General features: G+C 33.7%; 13 protein-coding genes and 1 tRNA gene. 7 read left to right on the top strand and 7 right to left on the bottom strand.

The genetic code is table 11. From position 1 onward, the window contains the following. The 3 genes from EJA19_RS04680 to EJA19_RS04670 are packed head-to-tail and all read left to right on the top strand — an operon-like array spanning position 1 to position 4,745. Complete coding sequence (locus EJA19_RS04680; protein ID WP_125467198.1) at positions 1-2,505, top strand: heavy metal translocating P-type ATPase; 2,505 nt, start codon at positions 1-3, stop codon at positions 2,503-2,505. 1 nt (position 2,506) lies between these two features. Then, entirely contained in the window at positions 2,507-4,210 is a 1,704-nt protein-coding gene (locus EJA19_RS04675; protein WP_125467197.1) for an efflux RND transporter periplasmic adaptor subunit, read from the top strand. A 34-nt stretch (positions 4,211-4,244) separates the two neighbouring features. Further along, positions 4,245-4,745, top strand: coding sequence for a heavy-metal-associated domain-containing protein (locus EJA19_RS04670; RefSeq protein WP_125467196.1), 501 nt, complete (start codon positions 4,245-4,247; stop codon positions 4,743-4,745). A 95-nt stretch (positions 4,746-4,840) separates the two neighbouring features. On the opposite strand, the gene EJA19_RS04665 is transcribed toward EJA19_RS04670, so the two are convergent. From EJA19_RS04665 to EJA19_RS04650, 4 genes are read right to left on the bottom strand one after another with little or no spacing between them, the layout of a single operon-like run. Beyond that, positions 4,841-6,271, bottom strand: a complete 1,431-nt coding sequence (locus EJA19_RS04665) for a TolC family protein (RefSeq protein ID WP_125467195.1) — start codon at positions 6,269-6,271, stop codon at positions 4,841-4,843. 19 nt (positions 6,272-6,290) lie between these two features. After that, on the bottom strand, positions 6,291-7,655 hold the full coding sequence (locus EJA19_RS04660) for an HlyD family secretion protein (RefSeq protein ID WP_125467194.1): 1,365 nt from the start codon (positions 7,653-7,655) through the stop codon (positions 6,291-6,293). A 5-nt stretch (positions 7,656-7,660) separates the two neighbouring features. After that, entirely contained in the window at positions 7,661-9,322 is a 1,662-nt protein-coding gene (locus EJA19_RS04655) for a peptidase domain-containing ABC transporter (protein ID WP_125467193.1), read from the bottom strand. Beyond that, a complete protein-coding gene (locus tag EJA19_RS04650; RefSeq protein ID WP_125467192.1) occupies positions 9,312-9,992 on the bottom strand; it encodes a TetR/AcrR family transcriptional regulator in 681 nt (226 codons plus the stop codon). The genes EJA19_RS04655 and EJA19_RS04650 overlap by 11 nt, the downstream gene beginning before the upstream one ends. Before the next feature lie 292 nt (positions 9,993-10,284). On the opposite strand from EJA19_RS04650, the gene EJA19_RS04645 reads away from it, so the two are divergent. The 4 genes from EJA19_RS04645 (at position 10,285) to EJA19_RS04630 (ending at position 12,968) form a co-directional block, all read left to right on the top strand. After that, complete coding sequence (locus EJA19_RS04645; RefSeq protein WP_125467191.1) at positions 10,285-10,989, top strand: hypothetical protein; 705 nt, start codon at positions 10,285-10,287, stop codon at positions 10,987-10,989. 11 nt (positions 10,990-11,000) lie between these two features. Next, positions 11,001-12,068 carry a PCMD domain-containing protein gene (locus EJA19_RS04640; protein WP_125467190.1) on the top strand — a complete coding sequence of 356 codons (1,068 nt, stop codon included), beginning with the start codon at positions 11,001-11,003 and terminating at the stop codon, positions 12,066-12,068. Positions 12,069-12,111: 43 nt separating this feature from the next. Further along, positions 12,112-12,834, top strand: coding sequence for a bacillithiol biosynthesis deacetylase BshB1 (gene bshB1, locus EJA19_RS04635; RefSeq protein WP_125467189.1), 723 nt, complete (start codon positions 12,112-12,114; stop codon positions 12,832-12,834). A 58-nt stretch (positions 12,835-12,892) separates the two neighbouring features. Continuing rightward, positions 12,893-12,968, top strand: a tRNA-His gene (locus EJA19_RS04630). A 40-nt stretch (positions 12,969-13,008) separates the two neighbouring features. Here EJA19_RS04630 and EJA19_RS04625 read toward each other — a convergent pair. The 3 genes from EJA19_RS04625 to EJA19_RS04615 all read right to left on the bottom strand — a co-directional run bounded on the left by EJA19_RS04625 (position 13,009) and on the right by EJA19_RS04615 (position 16,503). Beyond that, on the bottom strand, positions 13,009-13,716 hold the full coding sequence (locus EJA19_RS04625) for a class I SAM-dependent methyltransferase (protein ID WP_125467188.1): 708 nt from the start codon (positions 13,714-13,716) through the stop codon (positions 13,009-13,011). Positions 13,717-13,799: 83 nt separating this feature from the next. After that, positions 13,800-15,362 carry a M28 family peptidase gene (locus tag EJA19_RS04620; protein WP_125467187.1) on the bottom strand — a complete coding sequence of 521 codons (1,563 nt, stop codon included), beginning with the start codon at positions 15,360-15,362 and terminating at the stop codon, positions 13,800-13,802. A 97-nt stretch (positions 15,363-15,459) separates the two neighbouring features. Beyond that, a complete protein-coding gene (locus EJA19_RS04615) occupies positions 15,460-16,503 on the bottom strand; it encodes a M20/M25/M40 family metallo-hydrolase (RefSeq protein WP_125467186.1) in 1,044 nt (347 codons plus the stop codon). Positions 16,504-16,510 lie beyond the last annotated feature (7 nt).

Genomic DNA, 16,510 nt, shown 5'->3' with positions numbered 1-16,510 from the left:
ATGAAACATACCTATCATATACATGGCATGACCTGCAATGGCTGCCGAAATCACGTTGAAGAAACCCTTTCAAAAGTAAAAGGCGTCACCAAAGCTATGGTTAATTTGGAAAAGGCTGAAGCTACTATCGAAATGGAAAAACACATTCCTTTGGAAACATTTCAAAAGACACTAAAAAATGATGGCGGACAATACAGTATCCACAAACCAGGAGCGTATCAACATACCGAAGCCAAAAAAGACAACCAATCCAAAGGAAAAGGAACGGGCGTTTTTTATTGCCCCATGCGTTGCGAAGACGATAAAACCTATAATAAACCAGGTGATTGCCCTGTATGCGGTATGGATTTAGTAGAAGAACAAAATCTTTCAGCTAGCATGTCATCCCAACAATGGACTTGCCCCATGCATCCTGAAGTGGTTAAAGACGAATCGGGATCATGTCCTATTTGTGGGATGGATTTAGTGCCTATGCAACCCGAACTTTCTGCGGAGGAGAAAACCTATAAAAAGCTATTGAAAAAGTTTTGGCTTGCCTTGGGGTTTACCTTGCCAATTTTCCTAATAGCCATGAGCGATATGCTTAATAATAATCCGCTGTACGGTATCATGGATCAAAAATATTGGAACTGGGTGCAATTCGTTTTATCCATTCCTGTAGTGTTTTATGCCACATGGATGTTCTTTGAACGTGCATACCGTAGTATTAAAACATGGAACCTTAACATGTTTACACTTATTGGTATAGGTGCTGGAGTCGCGTGGATATTTAGCGTATTTGGTTTGTTGTTTCCCGATTTTTTTCCAGCACAATTTAAAAATGAATCAGGAGCGGTTCATGTATATTTTGAAGCGGCAACGGTTATTTTAACTTTAGTTCTATTAGGACAGCTGTTGGAAGCACGTGCCCACAGTAAAACCAATTCGGCTGTTAAAGAATTACTGAAATTGGCACCTAATAAAGCCATAAAAGTTGTAGATGGTGAAGAAGTAGAAGTCAGTATTGATGCTATTGAACTTAATGATATTTTAAAAGTGAAACCAGGCGATAAAATTCCGGTTGATGGCGTTATTACTGAAGGAGACACAAGTATTGATGAATCTATGATTACAGGAGAGCCACTTCCTGTTAATAAAACTGAAGGCGATAACGTAAGTAGCGGGACCATTAATGGCAACCAAACCTTTTTAATGAAAGCTGAAAAAGTTGGTAGCGACACCTTACTTTCTCAAATAATTCACATGGTTAACGACGCTAGTAGAAGTCGTGCGCCAATTCAAAATCTGGCCGACAAAGTATCGGCGTATTTTGTGCCTATAGTGGTTATTATTTCAGTAATAACCTTTATCGTTTGGGCTGTCTGGGGACCAGAACCTGCTTACGTGTATGCCTTGGTGAATGCTATTGCAGTATTGATTATTGCTTGTCCTTGTGCTTTAGGCTTGGCAACACCAATGTCCGTAATGGTTGGTGTAGGCAAAGGCGCTCAAAATGGTGTGCTGATTAAAAATGCCGAAGCCCTCGAAAAAATGGATAAAGTCAATACATTAATTATTGATAAAACGGGAACCATTACCGAAGGAAAACCTACTGTAGAAAAAGTTGGAGCATTTAATAGTCATTTTAATGAAGCAGATGTGCTGCAATATATTGTGTCGTTAAACACCAATAGCGAACATCCATTGGCCGAAGCAACCGTAAAATATGGTAAAGAGAACAACACAAAAATACTAAAGTCAAATAGTTTTAGCGCTGTTACAGGAAAAGGTGTAGAAGCCAGTATTAATAGTAAGCAAGTAGCTTTAGGAAACACCAAAATGATGGCTTATGCCAATGCAGAAATTAGTGCTGATATGGAGTCGGAAGCTGAAACCTATCAAAAGCAAGGAAAAACCGTGTCGTTTTTAGCGATTGGTGAAGAGGTTGTTGGTTATGTGGTTATAGGTGATAAGATAAAGGAAACCAGCGCCAAAGCTATTACAACACTTCAGAGCAAAGGAATTGATGTGGTTATGTTAACAGGCGATAATCACGACACGGCACAAGCCGTAGCCTCAGAATTACATCTAGCCAATTTTAAAGCGGGAATGCTTCCAGAGGACAAACTTAAAGAAGTAGAAAAACTACAAGAAAAGGGCAAGGTAGTCGCTATGGCTGGCGATGGCATTAACGATGCTCCAGCATTAGCCAAAAGTGATGTGGGCATTGCCATGGGAACCGGTACTGATGTTGCTATTGAAAGTGCTATGATAACGCTAGTAAAAGGCGATTTACATGGCATTGTAAAAGCTAGAAATTTGAGTGACAACGTCATGAAAAATATCAAACAAAATCTGTTTTTTGCATTGGTTTATAACACCATAGGTGTTCCTATTGCAGCAGGCGTATTATATCCGTTTTTCGGTATTTTATTATCACCTATGATAGCCGCTTTGGCCATGAGTTTTAGTTCGGTTTCAGTAATTACGAATGCGTTACGTTTAAGAAGAATAAAAATATACTAAAATGAAAAAGTATCTTATCTATTTAGCAATATTAGTAGTTGGTCTTTTTTTGGGCTGGTTGCTTTTTGGTGATAAATCTAATGAAGAAATAAACCATAATCACGATGAGGTTTCTCAAGCCGATCAAATGTGGACCTGTTCGATGCATCCCCAGATTATGCAACCCGAACCAGGCGATTGCCCAATTTGCGGCATGGATTTAATCCCTGCAGAAGCTGGAGCAGACGGTTTAACAAAAGACCAATTTAAGCTCACCAGAAATGCTATGGCGTTAGCCAATATTCAAACGACCATTGTAGGTGAAGATAATATTGAAAATAATGACATAACGTTATCTGGTAAAATCGCTGAAAATGAAGAGGCCAATTCGGTTCAGGTTAGTTATTTCTCGGGAAGAATTGAACGATTGAATGTAAATTCAACTGGCGAAACTATAAGTAAAGGTCAATTATTGGCAAGCATTTATTCACCAGAACTTTATGCCGCTCAACAGGAATTAATTACAGCTTCATCTTTAAAAGAATCGCAACCAGAGTTATATAAAGCTGTGAGAAATAAACTAAAGTTATGGAAGTTATCAGATAGTCAAATCAATGCTATTGAAACTTCAGGAAAACCTAAAGAAAAATTTTCAGTTTACGCCACGGTTTCTGGAACGGTTACTGAAAAATTGGTTGATCAAGGCGATTATATTAAACAAGGTCAACCACTTTTAAAAATAGCCAATCTAAACACAGTTTGGGCCAATTTTGATATCTACGAAAACCAGATAGATTACTTTAAAAAAGGACAAAGCGTAAGTATATTGTCAAATGCGTATCCCGATAAGGTGTTTAAAGGAAAAGTTGATTTTATAGATCCTATTTTAAATACCAATACACGTACCGTGACACTTCGAGTTGTATTGAACAATACCGATGAAATGTTTAAACCAGGTATGTTTGTAAAAGGCACTATTGAAGGTATTTTGGGTAATGGGAGTGAAGCCGTTATAACTGTACCCGCATCGGCAGTTTTATGGACAGGAAAACGTTCGGTAGTTTACCTGAAAAGTAACTCCGATGCACCTGTTTTTGAAATGCGTGAGATTACTCTAGGACATAAAAATGGCGATTCTTATCAAGTTATTGAAGGATTGAACAACGGCGATGAAATTGTTACAAACGGTACTTTTACTGTAGATGCTGCTGCCCAGTTGCAAGGCAAAAAGAGCATGATGAATCATAAAAGCAACCCGCAAGATAATACCATGGTAATGACAATGGAACTTTCAGAAGATTTTAAAAAGCAATTTATAACATTACTTCCTACTTATTTAAACCTAAAAGATGCTTTTGTAGAAAGTCATACTAAAAACGTTTCAACTTTGGCAAAAAAGATGCTTTCAAAACTTCAAAATGTCAATCAAGAGAAAGTATCTAAAATGCTTCAAAACCACCTATCTAAAAGTATAGAGATGGTAGAAAATATATCGCAAACTAATAATTTAGAGAAGCAAAGGGCTGCTTTTGTTATTTTAAACGATAATATAGTTGCCATAGCCAAAAACTTAAACGGATTGGAAAGTACTTTATATGTGCAAAGATGCCCAATGGCCAATAACAATAAAGGTGCCGTTTGGTTGAGTACAGAAAAGGAAGTTCGCAATCCGTATTTTGGAGATGCCATGCTAACCTGTGGCGAAGTAAAACAAGTCATTCAATAAATACATATAAATAATAACTATTAAATTTTTAACAATGAATTTTACAAAGAAAAATCACGAACACAAAAGCAAGAATGTAAACCACGTTAGTAAAAAAGTAATTTTAAGTGTAGCTGTTATGGCAGCTATTGGTTTTACAAGCTGTAAAAACAACACCAAAACAGAAACAGAAACAGAAACGACAACTACGGAAGTTTCAAAAGACATGGCCATGACAGATATTTCATTTGGTGTACGTGGCAACTGTGGTATGTGTAAAACTACCATAGAAAAAGCCGTTAATGCTGTTGATGGTGTAGCAAAAGCCAATTGGGATGTGGACAAAAAGAAAATTGATGTGTCTTTTGACGACACAAAAACCAACGAAATGGCTATTCACAAAGCTATTGCGGCTTCAGGTTATGATACTGAAAAGGTAGCTGGTAATGAAGAAGCTTATAAAAACTTACCAGGATGTTGCCAGTACGACCATACAATGGCGATGAACCAAACGGGTGAAGTAAAGGCTGAGGATCATGCTAATCATGGACATTAAAAGATTAAAAAACTAAAAAATAAGAGCCTTAATGATTTATTAAGGCTTTTTTTAATTTATACTTTATTTGTCCTACTTTATTACATCTAGAATAGCTATTCATTTAAAGTATTTAAAATTTGGGCTAATTTAGCTTTGGTAGATAAAAGTTTATTGGAAATAGTAATATACTTTAGTTCGGTTTCAATAAGCTTTGCCTCACGATAATTAATAAGAAATAAAGATCCTTCACCTAATTGAAACTTTTTTTCTTCGGCAATAACAAGTTTTTTATAGTCGTTTACTAAGTTTTCTGCAATTTGCTGTTGTGTATTATACGATGCAATTTCTTGTTGTACGGCAGTAATTTTATTACGTAAACTTACTTTGGTTTCCGATAGGCTAAAATCGATATCTTGTAATTGTAGCTTTGCTAATTTTAAATCGGCACGTTCCTTACGTAAAAATAAGGGCATACTTATGTTGAGACCAGTTTTGTAGTTATGTGTGTTTAATGAATTTAAGTTATTATAATCACTTGTAAGAAAATTATACTGCAAATCTATTTTAGGTAATAAGTTATTAGTTTTTAAGCGTTTTTCTAGTACCAATTGCTCTTTTGTTAGTACTAACGATTTAATTTTTGGATGATTTTCTAAAACATCATTGTTTACTTCCAAAAGACTACTATTTAATACGCTATCTACTATTAATGGTGAATTTGTGTCTGGAATTAGGCTATAATCAAGCTCAATAGGTGTGTTATCTTTTAACCATAAAAAGTTAGAAAGTTCTAATTGCGATTTAATATACTTGACACGCGATTTCTCTCTATCTAAAGCTCTGTTTTTAAGGTTTATACTAGCTTCTAGAGTGTCTACTGCTGGTTTATCGCCAGCTTCAAAGCTAGCAATTACATTGTTTAAGCGTATGCTAGCATTGTTTTGATAGTCGATATAAACTTGGTATTCTTGATAATGTTTTAGCCAATTAAAATAAGCTTCAACAGCATTATAAAGAACTTCGTTAACAGCCATACTTTGTTTGTTAAGGCTAATGTTTTTGTATAACTTGGCTTGTTTTAAGGTCGTCATACGTTTATTGGCTAAAAGTCCTTTTGCTAAAGACATAGAAACACCTGCGCTATATAAACCATCTTGCGGTACATTAGATTCAGGATTTAAATAATAACCTTCGTTATCCTCGTAATTAGCTTTAAGTTCAATGCCGTACCAAGTTGGAATTTTAAAAGCGGCATTTAATTTGTCGTAATATTCGGTTCCTTTAAAGGTTTTTTTATTGTAATCAACCTCTATTTTAGGATCGAAAGCTCCACGCGATTTTAATAATTTAATTTCACCTTCAGTAGCTATTAATTGTGCCTGTTTTACAATAGGGTGGTATTGTTTAACATAACCTAAATATTCTTCTAAAGTAAAAATATTATCGGTTGTTGTTTGTGCTTGAATACTAAAAATAGGCAGTAACAAACATACAAGTAGTTTAATCGTGAAGAATTTGATTATCGGTTTATTTTTTAAAGTCATGTCTTAAAATTAAATACGACTACTGTTTTTTAGTGTTTTTTTCTTTTGAAGTATGTTGCTCTTTTGGTGTGTAAAAGTTAGGCGGGAAACTGTTAATTTGTCGCCACAATTCAAACCAAATTGGCACATCTTCTAAAAGTGCAATAGTTTTTGCTCCCGAGCCTACTCGAAGTGCTTTAGGCCATGGGCCGTAATCAGGATCTCTTGTAATAAGAACGCGATACATACCATTATTACTAGCAAAATTTTCAATAGCAACAATTTCGGCACCATAAGTTCCGTAAGATACATTAGGCCAACCACTAAAAACTATAGCTGGCCAACCTTCAAACTCTACTTGGACATGTTCCCCTTTGTGCAATAAAGGTAAATCGATAGGTCTTACCCACATTTCAACAGCCAACTCATAGTTAGAAGGCATAATACCTACTAAAGGCTCACCTTCTTTAAAGGTTTCACCAATACCAGATTTTATAGCTTTGTTAATATAGCCATCTTGAGGCGCTGTAATATACTGTAAGCTATTACGTTTTTCGTAATTAGCTAAACTGTTTTCTAATTTAGAGACTTGTGCTTCGGTATCTAAAGCACTAGATTGTGCGGTGTATAAATCGCTTTGTGCTTTAGATAATTTGTCGCCATAGGTCGCTTTTATGGTTGAAATGTTTAATTCGGCGTTGATAACCTCATTTTTAGCTGATAACCATTTGTTTTCTTGCGAAATTAGTTTGGCTTCTGCTTCTTGGAGCTTGTTTCTATACTCTTCAACATCTTTTACAGCTTTTAAGCCTTGTTCTTGAAGCGAAACAGTACGTTCGAATTGTGTTTTAGCAATAGCGGCTTTCGTTTTTGCTGCTTCTAAATCAATACTATCCGATTCTACTTTTAACTGTGATTGTAGGTACTTGTTTTTAGCTTGCTCTAGTTTGAGTTTGCGTTCTTGTTGTAAGGAAGCATATTGGTTTTTTAATGCTTTAACTTTTGACTGGTAAGCCTCTACAGAGGCAGATTTTGCCTTTATTTGATCGCCTGTACGTTTAGTAAGTTGCGCGTCGAAATAATCACTTTTTATTTCTGAAATTTTTAGTATGGTATCGCCTTGTTTTACAAAATCGCCTTCTTGCACAAACCAAGCATCAATTCTTCCAGGGATTGGAGATTGTAAGGTTTGCGGACGTTGGTCTGGCTTTAACGTTGTTACCAAACCTTTACTTGTAACGTTTTGTGTCCACGGTAAAAATAAAATAATAATAACCAATACAGAACTAATTAGTAAAACGCGTTTAAATAATTTATGGTGATTAGTATGTAGGGTTGCTCGTCCTGATTTAAATTGTTTTAAATCAAGATATTTTGAAACATTATTATGAGATATATTTAGCATAGTATTTACGACTTAATAACACGACCGTCTTCTAAAGTGATGTGCTTATTACACATGCGTTTCCAAACATTTAAATTACTAACAACAACAACGCTCCACGGATTGGATGGATGGCATAAGTATTCGAATATTTTTTGAGATTCTTCAATATTAAATTGCTTTAGGGGCTCTTCTAAAATGAGTACTTTAGGTTGTTTTAATATAGCTCTTGCTAGCAATAATTTACCTGAAATGAAGTAAGGTATTTGTTGACCTTCTGGCTTTAATAAGGTGTTTAAACCATTTGACTGACGTTTTAAAAAGGAGCTTAAACCTACTTTTTCAAAAATATCGTATATCGCATCATCGGTTATGTCTTTATTGCCAAACGTAACATTTTCTCGTATTGTACCTTCAAAAGGAGATTCTTCTGAAAGAATCATTCCCAAATGCGATCTATATTTATTAATATGCAAGCTTTCTATAGATAGGTTGTTAATATAAACATAGCCATCGGTAGGTGCAATAACACCCGAAATAAGTTGTAACAAACTCGATTTTCCCGAGCCACTTTCTCCTTGAATTAAAACCCTATCGGTAGGCTTTATAGTAAACGAAATATCTTCTAATATAGGTTGCTTACGATTGGCAACTTGGTAACCAGCATCTTTAAGTTCTATTGTAAACGACTTGTTGCTTGAAAGCTCTTCGCCAAATTGATTTTCGATAGGTTTGTCTATTATTTCACCTAATTTTTCAATGGCCGTTAAGACATCGTAAAAAGATTCTAAACTTAGAATAAGTTTTTCAACCGAATTGATCGTTAACAGGATAATAATTTCGGCAGCCACAAACTGACCAATATTCATTTGTTGTTCAAGTACTAAATAGCCACCAACTAATAATAGTCCAGCTGTAACAATAGATTTAAAGCCAATCATTTGTTTAAATTGAAGCACTAAAATTTTAAAGTGTTTCTCACGAGAGTTAACATAATCATAAGCCAAATCATCGGTTTTATTCATAGCCAAACTAGTTTTTCCTGATAATTTAAAGCTAATAACTGTTCGGGCAACTTCTTCTAGCCAATGTGCCATTTTGTATTTATACTTAGATTCGTCTAAACTGGTGTCTAATCCTTTTTTTGCGGTATATTTAAATACAATAAAGATTAAGCCTAGTAATAATAACCCAAAAGCAATGAAAAAGGGATGGTAAAATGATAGTAGAATAAGTGCAAAAACGATTTGTAACACTGCCGATGGAATATCAATAAGTATTTTTGATAATCCTTTTTGAATGCTTAATGTATCGAAAAACCGATTGGCTAATTCTGGTAAGTAATAATTTCGTAACTCACTCATTTTTATTTTAGGAAGCCGGTAAGCTAAATCAAAAGACGCCCGCGTGAATATACGCTGTTGAATACTTTCTATAATTCTAATTTGAATAAGCTTTAAAACTCCTGTAAACATTACACCACCAGTAACAAGCACAACTAAAACTATCCAAGATGTTGAGGCTTGTCCACCTTGTAATAGTGTTATTATAGCTTGGATACCTAAAGGGAGTGTTAAGGCTAAAATACCTTCGAAAATAGCAAAATAGGCCACCCTAAAAATATCTTTCTTTTCAAGCTGTAAGAGCCCTAAAAAACGTTTCCAAGGGGTTAAAGTTTTATTGGCCATATTTTAAGGTGTTTAGTGTTAAGTTGGTGTAAAATTTTGTAACAGAATATGTATCATTACAGTTAGTAATGGTTTTAAAGTGCTCCTGAAAAAAATACTGGTTTAAAGCGCCATTAATAACTGTATTTGCTAAACTTAAGGGATATTTGTAAGTGTTGTTATACTCCAGTATAATGTTAGAAAAACGTTTTACTACACGTTTAAAAGGCATAAAAAGTCCTTCTTTATTCTCGTTGTCAACATCGCTTGTTAAATACGCCTTAGCACTTTCGTTAATAATAATTTTGTTTAAAGTTATTTCGTTAATATGTTTAAAGTTAGCATCTTCTTCTATAGTTCGTGTAACTATTTGTACACTTTTTTTTAGCTTTTCTTCGGCATTTCTTAAAGCAAAAGTTTCTATTACTAATTGATATTCTATCCATATCCAATACCAAGAGTTAAGGTACATAAGTAAGTGGTGTTTGCTTTCAAAATATCTGTAAATCGAGCTTTCGTTAGAGTTGATCGCTTGGCCTAATTTTTTAAAAGTAAACTGTTCAAAGCCCAGCTCGCTAATTAATACTATACTGTGTTTTATAATGCGCTTCCCTAAGTTCGATGATTCTGGATCTTTAATAAAAATCCCTTTAGGAACTTCAATTTTAAAGTTTTTAAGTAAATCATCCATAATACTATATATTTATATCGCAAAAATAATAGTATTACTATTGATAGTGTGATTTTTAATATTAAATTTTTGTGAAATTTTACACTTATTTAAAAATAGGCTGGTGGTTTTTAGGCTTTAAAATAGTTGTTTTTCATATTTATGAATGTAAAAATAGCTGTAAACAAACGACTTATTTTATAGTATATTTGTAGTTGTTGTCACTTTTATTTTAGTGTGTCATGTATTTGTAATTAACAACATTTAAGATGTTTATTACTAATAATACTTTTAAAACCAAATAGAATATCCTATGAAAAATAAAGACGTCTACTTTTTATTAATAGTATTATTTACAGTAATCCTAGATAATTATGCGCAAGATCAAGAAAAAGTTATTACTTTTTCAAAAGGAATGTGGCATACAGGTATCACGTTAAGTATTGATGATTCTGAAGATGAAAACATAGACAACCTACTTTATAATGTCATAGAAAATGAGCGTAACGGTTTTGAGATAAATGTTTTGGGAGGTTATTTTGTTAAAGAAGCTATGTCGGTAGGTATTCAATATAGTTATTTAAAACGTGAACGCGATTTAATATATGAATTAGATGATAACGAAGCCAGGCGACAATCGGCATTATCCCGCCATACAGCAACAGCCTTTTTAAGAAACTATTTTCCAATTTCAGCAAACAATCGCTTTAATTTTTTTAACGAAACCGATTTGAGTTTTGGTTTTGGTAATAGTAATTTTAGGCATACCAAAAGTGACACCGATATCACTAAAACATTTACAGATGAATATAATTTAAAATTAGGTGTTAGGCCAGGAATTTCAGTTATACTAACCAAAGGGTTTGCTTTTGAAGTGTCATTAGACTTACTAGGGTTAACATATTCTAATGAAGATGTAACAAAAGACGGTGTAAAAGAAGGAAGTCGATCCGATTTTAATTTCGATTTCGATATATCGTTACTATCCTTAGATTTTGGATTAGCTTATTATTTTTAATACTTAAACATATGAGATTTAAAATAATTACATTAACAGCTTTCTTTATTACACTATGTACTTCCTGTGTAGATGAAGACTATTTTGGCGCAAGTGATTATGCCAATATTTTAAGTATAGAAATTAGTAACCAAAGTGGTACACCAATTATAAATACTGAAGCAAAAACAGTTGAAATAGCTGTTGCTAATGGTGCAAATATCACGCAGTTAACACTAAATAAATTAGAAGTATCACCATTTGCGATATCAAATATTACTGAAGGTGATATTTTAAATTTTAATAATGGATTTATTCTTGTTTCTATTACAGCAGAAAGTGGTTCGGTTACAAACTGGGAAATAACAGTTACTGAAATAGGCAGTGAACCACAAATCGATAATTCAGATTTTAACACCTGGTACAATCAAGGTGATTATTTAGATTTAGGCGAGGACGATGTTTCCTCATCATGGGGAACAAGTAATCCAGGTGTTGTATTTGGTGGGATTAATCCTAACGTTTTACAACATGAAATAACTCCAGGAGATTACGCCATTAAATTAATTACAAGATATACGTCTTTAGGAGCTGTTGTTAATAAACCTATAGCGGCAGGATCGGTCTTTACAGGAGATTTTTTAGAAGATGAGATAACACTAGCAAACCCACAAGCAGCTGTAAGTATGGGAATACCGTTTACTGCAACACCAGCGTCGTTTACTATCGAGTATCAATACATGCCGGGAGATACAAATATGGACGCCAATCAAAACGAATTAACGTATCCAGATGTAGGCGATATTTATATTCTTTTAGAACGACGTGAAGAAGGCATTGTAAAGCGTGTTGCAACAGCATGGTATAGGGTAGAGGAGGCAAACATGAGTCTAGAAACTATTTCTGTCGATTTTATTTATGGAGAATTACCCCAAGAAACCCCTTCATATATGCAACCACAAAATAATGAGATATATGCACAAGAAAATGAACCGCCAACACATATTAAAGTCGTATTTTCGTCTAGTGCTTTTGGAGATTATTTTCAAGGTGCAGAAGGAAGTGAGTTAATAATAGATAATTTAGTACTAAACTATTAGCTTACCTCTTATAATTGAATAGAATAACACTAAAAATTATTAAATGAAATTAGATATACTTGCTATTGGCGCGCATCCAGACGATGTGGAGTTAGGATGCGGAGCTACATTGGCAAAAGAAATTTCAAATGGAAAAAAAGTCGGAATTATAGATTTAACCAGAGGTGAATTAGGAACTCGTGGTACAGCCGAAACAAGAGATATCGAGTCGCAAGATGCTGCAGATATTTTAGGGGTTGTTATGAGAACGAACATGGAATTTGCCGATGGCTTTTTTGTAAATGATAAAGTACACCAGCTGGAACTTATAAAAATGATTAGAAAATATCAGCCAGATATAGTATTGTGCAATGCCATAGATGATAGACATATAGATCATGGAAAAGGCAGTAAGTTGGTCAGTGATGCTTGTTTTTTAAGTGGTTTATTAAAAATTGATACCAAATGCGAAGAAAGTGAGATGTGGCAAGAACCATGGCGACCTAAACAGGTATATCACTATATTCAATGGAAAAATATTGAACCAGACTTTGTAGTTGATGTTTCAGGATTTATCGATAAAAAAATGGATGCCGTACTAGCTTATAAAACGCAGTTTTTTAACCCTGATAGCAAAGCGCCACAAACGCCTATATCTAGTAAGAACTTTACCGATAGTGTTATTTATAGAGCCCGCGATTTAGGGCGATTAATAGGTGTTGAACATGCCGAAGGATTTACTGTAGAACGCTATCCGGCAGTTGATAGCATTTTTGATTTAAAATAATTTAAAAAAAGGTTTGTAGAAATAAGGAAATCGCTTAAATTTGCAAACCTATTTAAACGGTGGTTGTAGCTCAGTTGGTTAGAGCGCCTGATTGTGGTTCAGGAGGTCGTCGGTTCGAGACCGATCTTCCACCCAAAAGTAAAAGCTTCACAAATTTGTGAAGCTTTTTTTGTTTTATACATGTTGTTTCTTTAGAATATAAAATACTTGAGAGTTTACAAAGTTATATAAATACTTAAAAGGCGAGTATTGTTTTGTTTCAATAATAAAACCAACGTCTTCAAATACTTTTTCTAAGTGTTTGTGGTTAAAGCCTATATGTGTGTAAATATAATCATCCTTAGGTCTATTTATTTCTAAACCTAAAAACGATTTTACGATATTTTTAAACGTGGCTTCAGCTTTACTTTGTCCAACTAAAAACCGAATACTGTTTTTAACTAAAGATGGGAAACCAATCTCTAAAGGTACAGAGATAACTACACGACCATTATCTTTTAAAAGATTTGATATGTTTTTTAGATGTTCTTGTTGCTTAGTGGCAGAAAAATGCTCTAAAACCTCTTGGCAAGATACGACATCAAATTTTTTGTTTTCTAACGTATTTAAGTTTTTCGTTATGCTAACATCTTGTAAGCTATAAGTCGCTATGGTTTGTTTTAATTCTTCAAACATGTCATCTACAGGATCAAAACCATAGAGTTGTTTGTTTTTTAGTTTTGTATAAATAAGTTTAAGTAAATAGCCGTCGCCAGTGCCATAGTCTATTAAGCTTTCGTCCTGTTTTAAATCAATCAGTTTTACAGCCATATCAAGTCGCTTTTGATGTGAGTATTTTCTAATTTTAGACTTGTTTTCTCTGGTTAGTTTGGCGTAAGACATGACTTGGTTACAGTTGTTGGGTTCTAAATTAAAAAAGCTTTCCTTATTGGGAAAGCTTTTTAATTATAATTGTATGATATGATTTACTTAAAGGCTTTATCAACAATAATTCTATCATCACGGTTAACTAACTCCCAAGCAGTATAATAGATTAATTTTGTGCGTTGTTCTAATAAATCGAAACGTATTTTTTCTACTGTATCGCTAGGTTTGTGATAATCGGCATGGGTGCCATTAAAGTAAAAAATAACAGGAATGTTGTTTTTGGCAAAGTTGTAATGATCGCTTCTGTAGTAAAATCTATTAGGATCGTTATTATCATTATAAGTATAATCAAAAGTCATCCCAATATATTTATTGTTAACGTTTTCAGAAATTTGATGAAGTTCTGTACTCAATTTATCACTTCCTATTAAATATAAATAATTGTCAACGCCAGCTTCTTCATGCTTTGGATCTACACGACCAATCATATCAATATTAAGGTTGGCAACTGTATTTTCTAAAGGAAAAACAGGATCGAAATCGGTATAATAACGTGAGCCTAACAACCCTTTTTCTTCACCTGTTACATGAAGAAATAAAATTGAGCGTTTTGGGGCTATACCATTTTTAGAGGCTGTTTTAAAAGCCTCGGCTATTTCTAAAATGGAGACTGTTCCAGAACCATCATCATCGGCACCATTATATATTTCACCATCTTTAATACCTTCGTGGTCTAAGTGTGCCGAAATAACAACCAATTCGTTAGGTTTTTCGCTTCCTTTAATATAAGCTAAAACATTTTCTGAAAGAATCTCTTCAGAATTATTTTTATATGAAATGTTTACAACATTTTTAATAGTTTTAGATGTTGTGGCGTTGCTAATCTCTGGATAAAGCGCTTTAGCTAAATCTGTATTTATTAAAAAATAATACATATTTTCGGCATTACCTTTAAGGCTCATTCTACCAGAGGCTTTCCCAAAGCGAGCCGCTGCCATTTGGTATATTTCTGGGTTGTAAAAGAATAGTGCTTTAGCGCCTTTCTCTTTAGCAAGGTCTCTTTTTAAAGCAAATTCTTGTCTTAAATTGGACCACTTAGAGGTTTCTTTGTTGCCACTAATAACGTAGTTACCATCCTCTGTTTTGGGTTCGCCAGATTTAATTAAAACAATTTTTCCTTCAACATCAATATTGGTATAATTGGAGTAAGTATCGTCTTCAATGCCATATCCAGCAAAAACTATATTGTTAGCGTTAATGTCTCCACTTTTGCTAGATAAAACAGATACAAAGTTATCTATATATGAAAAATTTGTACCGTTTACTGTTATAGAAGCATCTGGTTTTTGAGCTATTTCAAGAGGAACTTCTTGAAAGTAATTATTGTTAGGTAACCCAGAAGAAATCCCCATTTTTATATACTGATTTTTTAAGAAGTCAACCGCTTTTTTTTGCCCTGGTTTACCAGTTTCTCTACCAGCAAATTCGTCTGAAGCATAGACGTATAAAAGGTCTTTTAGTTCTTTAGATGTTATTGTTTCTGCAAATGTGGTTGCATTGGCTGTTTCGTTTTGTGATTTAGAGTTATTGGTATTTTTAGTTTTTTGTGTACCACAAGAAAATACCAATACACCTAATGCGAGAAATAATGCTTTCTTCATTACTAGTTATTTTTTAATTTGTCTTACAAATGTAAGGATAAAGAGAATGTGAAAAGAGTTGGTTTTTGTTAATTTTAACAAGATGTTTTGTTACAAATTACAAATCAACATTCATGGTTAGTTGTTTATCTTGATTTGCTAGTTGCCATGCTGTAGCAAAAATAAGTTTGGTTCTTTTTTCTAATAAGCTATAATTAATTTTGTCTGGCGTATCGGTTGGTTTATGATAATCGTCATGAACACCATTAAAATAAAAAATAACAGGAATATTGTTTTTGGCAAAGTTGTAGTGGTCGGAACGATAATAGTATTTATTCGGATCGCTTTCTAAATTGTATTTATAGTCCAGTTCTAGGTTAAAGTGTGTGGTGTTTACTTTCTCTGAAATGTAGTGTAGTTCTTTACTAAGTCTATCTGAGCCAATAAGGTATATATAATCTTTATTTGTGTTTTGATAGGCGTAATCTTGTCTTCCAATCATATCAATATTAAGATTGGCGAAGGTTTTATTTAATGGAAAAATAGGTGACTCTTCTGTATAAAATCTTGAGCCATGAAGTCCAATTTCTTCGGCAGTAAAATGTATAAATAAAATACTTCGTTTAGGGGGAAATCCATTGTTTTGCGCTTCCTTAAAAGCTTCGGCTATTTCTAAAATAGCGACCGTTCCAGAGCCATCATCATCGGCTCCGTAATAAATATTGCCATCTTCTAAGCCTAAGTGATCGTAATGTGCAGAAATAATTAAAACTTCGTTAGGTTTTTCACATCCTTTGATAAAAGCAAGAACATTTTCGGAAGATTTTATGCCTTCAGGTAGAAAGCCTTCTGGAATAGATTGAAAGTAGGTGTTGCTTTTTAATGGTGATGTTATATTATGGTTACTATAATAATCTTTTAAATAATGAGCGGCTTTTTTTTGGCCTATTTCTCCTGTTTTTCTACCTTGAAATTCTTTGTTAGTATACTCGTATAAGAGTTCTTCAAGCTCTTGAGATGTTATGGTATTTGCGTATTTTAAAACCAGAGCAGAATCCTTAAGCGTAATGTTTTTTTTTAGGTGGCTTATTTTAGTACTATACTTTGTGGTAGCACAAGAACCTATTAACGTTAAAACGGTGGCAACAAGAAATGATTTCATAGTGATT

The sequence above is a fragment of the Mangrovimonas spongiae genome (assembly GCF_003944795.1).
Lineage (GTDB): Bacteria > Bacteroidota > Bacteroidia > Flavobacteriales > Flavobacteriaceae > Mangrovimonas > Mangrovimonas spongiae.
Note: the sequence above shows the minus strand (reverse complement) of the source record. Positions and strands in the feature narration are given on the sequence as shown.

Bases quoted from the DNA above. Each gene is read 5' to 3' on its own strand.
- EJA19_RS04680 (WP_125467198.1), top strand. From the start codon at position 1: ATGAAACATACCTATCATATACATGGCATGACCTGCAATGGCTGCCGA.
- EJA19_RS04675 (WP_125467197.1), top strand. From the start codon at position 2,507: ATGAAAAAGTATCTTATCTATTTAGCAATATTAGTAGTTGGTCTTTTT.
- EJA19_RS04670 (WP_125467196.1), top strand. From the start codon at position 4,245: ATGAATTTTACAAAGAAAAATCACGAACACAAAAGCAAGAATGTAAAC.
- EJA19_RS04665 (WP_125467195.1), bottom strand. From the start codon at position 6,271: ATGACTTTAAAAAATAAACCGATAATCAAATTCTTCACGATTAAACTA.
- EJA19_RS04660 (WP_125467194.1), bottom strand. From the start codon at position 7,655: ATGCTAAATATATCTCATAATAATGTTTCAAAATATCTTGATTTAAAA.
- EJA19_RS04655 (WP_125467193.1), bottom strand. From the start codon at position 9,322: ATGGCCAATAAAACTTTAACCCCTTGGAAACGTTTTTTAGGGCTCTTA.
- EJA19_RS04650 (WP_125467192.1), bottom strand. From the start codon at position 9,992: ATGGATGATTTACTTAAAAACTTTAAAATTGAAGTTCCTAAAGGGATT.
- EJA19_RS04645 (WP_125467191.1), top strand. From the start codon at position 10,285: ATGAAAAATAAAGACGTCTACTTTTTATTAATAGTATTATTTACAGTA.
- EJA19_RS04640 (WP_125467190.1), top strand. From the start codon at position 11,001: ATGAGATTTAAAATAATTACATTAACAGCTTTCTTTATTACACTATGT.
- bshB1 (WP_125467189.1), top strand. From the start codon at position 12,112: ATGAAATTAGATATACTTGCTATTGGCGCGCATCCAGACGATGTGGAG.
- EJA19_RS04625 (WP_125467188.1), bottom strand. From the start codon at position 13,716: ATGTCTTACGCCAAACTAACCAGAGAAAACAAGTCTAAAATTAGAAAA.
- EJA19_RS04620 (WP_125467187.1), bottom strand. From the start codon at position 15,362: ATGAAGAAAGCATTATTTCTCGCATTAGGTGTATTGGTATTTTCTTGT.
- EJA19_RS04615 (WP_125467186.1), bottom strand. From the start codon at position 16,503: ATGAAATCATTTCTTGTTGCCACCGTTTTAACGTTAATAGGTTCTTGT.